The organism is Martelella sp. (assembly GCF_984369615.1).
Genome location: NZ_CFHTCS010000422.1, coordinates 1 through 3,392, shown reverse-complemented (window position 1 = coordinate 3,392; position 3,392 = coordinate 1). Strand labels below are relative to the sequence as shown.

Annotated in this window: 2 protein-coding genes; both read right to left on the bottom strand. The window is 64.5% G+C overall.

All coding sequences use genetic code 11. The features are described 5' to 3' along the window. A partial coding sequence (gene alaS / locus AC5DC2_RS21515) for an alanine--tRNA ligase (RefSeq protein ID WP_491699959.1) occupies nucleotides 1-2,502 on the bottom strand: 2,502 nt, incomplete at its 3' end. A gap of 163 nt (nucleotides 2,503-2,665) precedes the next feature. After that, on the bottom strand, nucleotides 2,666-3,392 hold a 727-nt coding region (recA, locus tag AC5DC2_RS21510), incomplete at its 5' end, for a recombinase RecA (RefSeq protein WP_491699958.1).

Below are 3,392 nucleotides of genomic sequence, written 5' to 3'. Positions count from 1 at the left end.
GTCGGTCAGGTCGGCGGTAACGGAAACCACGACGCTGGCCTTGTTGTCCTCCGCCACGCTGATGAAGACGACCACGGTGCGGCTCCTGTCCTTCTTGGCGCTGTCGGCAAGACCCTTCAGCTCCTTGGCGGCAACGCCGGAAAGCACCTTGGCGGCAAGCGAGAGGTCGCCGATCCTTTCCGCTTCGTCGGACGGGCCGGAGCCGCCGAGCGCGATCTGCTTGCGCGCTTCGGTCAGTTCGCGTTCCAGCCGGCGCCGCTCTTCGGCCAGGGCCGAGACGCGGTTTGCCACCTCGTCCGGCTGCACCTTGAGGGCGGCCGCGAGCGCCTTCACCTTGTCATCCTGCCGTATGAGGTAGCGGCGCGCATCCACGCCGGTCAGCGCCTCGATGCGGCGCACGCCGGCGCCCACCGCACTTTCGCCGACGATGCGGATCAGGCCGATCTCGCCAGTGGCGCGCACATGGGTTCCGCCGCACAGTTCGAGTGAGTAGGTCTTGCCGGCCTTCTCGCCGGTTGTGGCCGTGCCCATGGAAACGACGCGCACCTCGTCGCCGTACTTTTCGCCGAACAGCGCCATGGCCCCTTCGGCGATGGCGTCGTCGACGCCCATCAGCCGGGTGGAGACCGGCGCATTCTGCAGCACGATCTCATTGGCCATGTCCTCGACCACGGCGAGTTCCTCGCTCGTCATCGGCTTGGGGTGGGAAATGTCGAAGCGCAGCCGTTCGGGCGCGACCAGAGAGCCCTTCTGGGCCACATGCGAGCCGAGCTTCTGACGCAAGGCCTCATGGATCAGATGGGTCGCGGAGTGGTTGGCGCGCAGCCGCGCGCGCCGTGCATGATCGACCTCGAGGCTCGCCGGCTCGCCAAGCGAAACCGTGCCCTTCTCGACGTTGCAGTAGTGGATGAAGAGGCCGTTGCCCTTCTTCTGCGTATCGGTCACCCGCAGCCTGGCCGCGTCGGTCGCGATCGTGCCGGTGTCGCCCATCTGGCCGCCCGACTCGCCGTAAAACGGCGTCTGGTTGACGACGACGGCAACCATATCGCCGGCCTCGGCCTTCTCCACGGCGGCGCCGTCCTTGACCATGGCCAGCACCACGCCCTCGGCCTTTTCCGTCTCGTAGCCGAGAAACTCGGTCGCTTCGTGCTTCTCGCCGAGCTCGAACCAGATGGTTTCCGTCGCCGTATCGCCGGAGCCGGCCCAGTGGGCGCGCGCCTCGGCGCGCTGGCGGTGCATGGCGTCCTGGAAGCCGGTCAGGTCGACATGGATGTCGCGCGCCCTGAGCGCGTCCTGGGTCAGGTCAAGCGGGAAGCCATAGGTGTCGTAGAGCTTGAAGGCGGTCTCGCCGTCGAGACTGTCGCCCTTGGAGAGGTCGCGGGTGGCCTCTTCCAGCAGCGTCAGACCGCGGTCCAGCGTCTTGCGGAAGCGGGTTTCCTCCAGCTTCAGCGTTTCGGAAATCAGCGCCTCGGCGCGCTGAAGTTCCGGATAGGCGCGGCCCATCTCACTGATGAGCGTCGGCAGCAGGCGGTAGATGATCGGCTCCCGGGCGCCAAGAAGCTCGGCGTGGCGCATGGCGCGGCGCATGATCCGGCGCAGCACGTAACCCCGGCCCTCGTTCGAGGGAAGCACGCCATCGGCGATCAGGAAGGCGGAGGCGCGCAGATGGTCGGCGATCACCCTGTGGCTGGCCTGTCGCTCGCCTTCGGCCTTCACCCCTGTCAGTTCGACCGAAGCGCCGATCAGCTTCCGGAACAGGTCGATATCGTAATTGTCGTGCTTGCCCTGCAGCACGGCGGCGACGCGCTCGAGGCCCATGCCGGTGTCGATCGAGGGGCGCGGCAGGTTTTCGCGGCGTTCCGGCGTGATCTGCTCGTACTGCATGAAGACGAGATTCCAGATCTCGATGAAGCGGTCGCCGTCCTCTTCCGGCGAACCGGGCGGGCCGCCCCAGATATGCTCGCCGTGGTCATAGAAGATTTCCGAGCAGGGGCCGCAGGGCCCGGTATCGCCCATCGACCAGAAATTGTCGGAGGTCGCAATGCGGATGATCCGGTCCTCGGGAAGACCGGCGATCTTGCGCCAGAGCTCGAACGCCTCGTCATCCTCGTGGTAGACGGTTGCCAGCAGCTTGTCCTTCGGCAGGCCGAACTCTTTGGTGATCAGCTCCCAGGCAAGCGAAATCGCCTGTTCCTTGAAATAGTCGCCAAAGGAGAAATTGCCCATCATCTCGAAGAAGGTGTGATGGCGCGCGGTGTAGCCGACATTGTCGAGATCGTTGTGCTTGCCGCCGGCGCGCACGCATTTCTGCGCCGTCGTCGCGGTCGAATAGGGACGGTGCTCAAGCCCGGTGAAGACGTTCTTGAACGGCACCATGCCGGCATTGGTGAACATCAGGGTCGGGTCGTTATGCGGCACAAGCGGGCTGGAAGCGACGACCTCGTGTCCGTTCCGCTTGAAAAAGTCGAGAAATGTCGACCGGATTTCATTCACGCCACTCATGAGTGCCACGCCCCTTCATATATCGGTGTTGTCTGCCGAGACTTTCCCGGGCTTTTAGCGGCAGGCGTCGCCACTGTCCAGACAAGACAAAACAGCGGCTCCGCAAAGCCGCTGTCAGTGCATCTCACAGGCGCCCGGATCACGCGCCGGACGGAAGCCTCAATCAATCGTCGTCCGTTCCGGTCGCCTGGCTTTCCTCGTCGGTATCCAAAAGGCCCTCGGACAGAAGCCCGGCATTCTGCCGGAGCGCCAGTTCAATCTCTTCGGCAATCGCGGCGTTCTCCCTGAGGAAGGTCTTGGCGTTCTCGCGGCCCTGGCCAAGACGCTGGCTGTTATAGGAGAACCACGAACCGGATTTCTCGACGATGCCGGCCTTCACGCCAAGATCGATCAGTTCGCCCATCTTGGAAACGCCTTCGCCATACATGATGTCGAATTCGACCTGCTTGAAGGGCGGGGCCATCTTGTTCTTGACGACCTTGACGCGGGTCTGGTTGCCGACCACCTCGTCGCGATCCTTGACCGAGCCGATGCGGCGGATGTCGAGACGCACGGAGGCATAGAACTTCAGCGCGTTGCCGCCCGTCGTCGTCTCCGGCGAACCGAACATGACGCCGATCTTCATGCGGATCTGGTTGATGAAGATGACCATGCAGTTTGAGCGCGAGATCGAGGCGGTCAGCTTGCGCAACGCCTGGCTCATCAGCCGGGCCTGGGAGCCGGGCAGGCTGTCGCCCATCTCGCCCTCGATTTCGGCGCGCGGGGTGAGTGCTGCGACCGAATCGACGACGATCACGTCCAGCGCGCCGGAGCGAACCAGCGTGTCGGCGATCTCGAGCGCCTGCTCGCCGGTGTCGGGCTGGGAGATCAAGAGGTCGTGCAGGTCGACG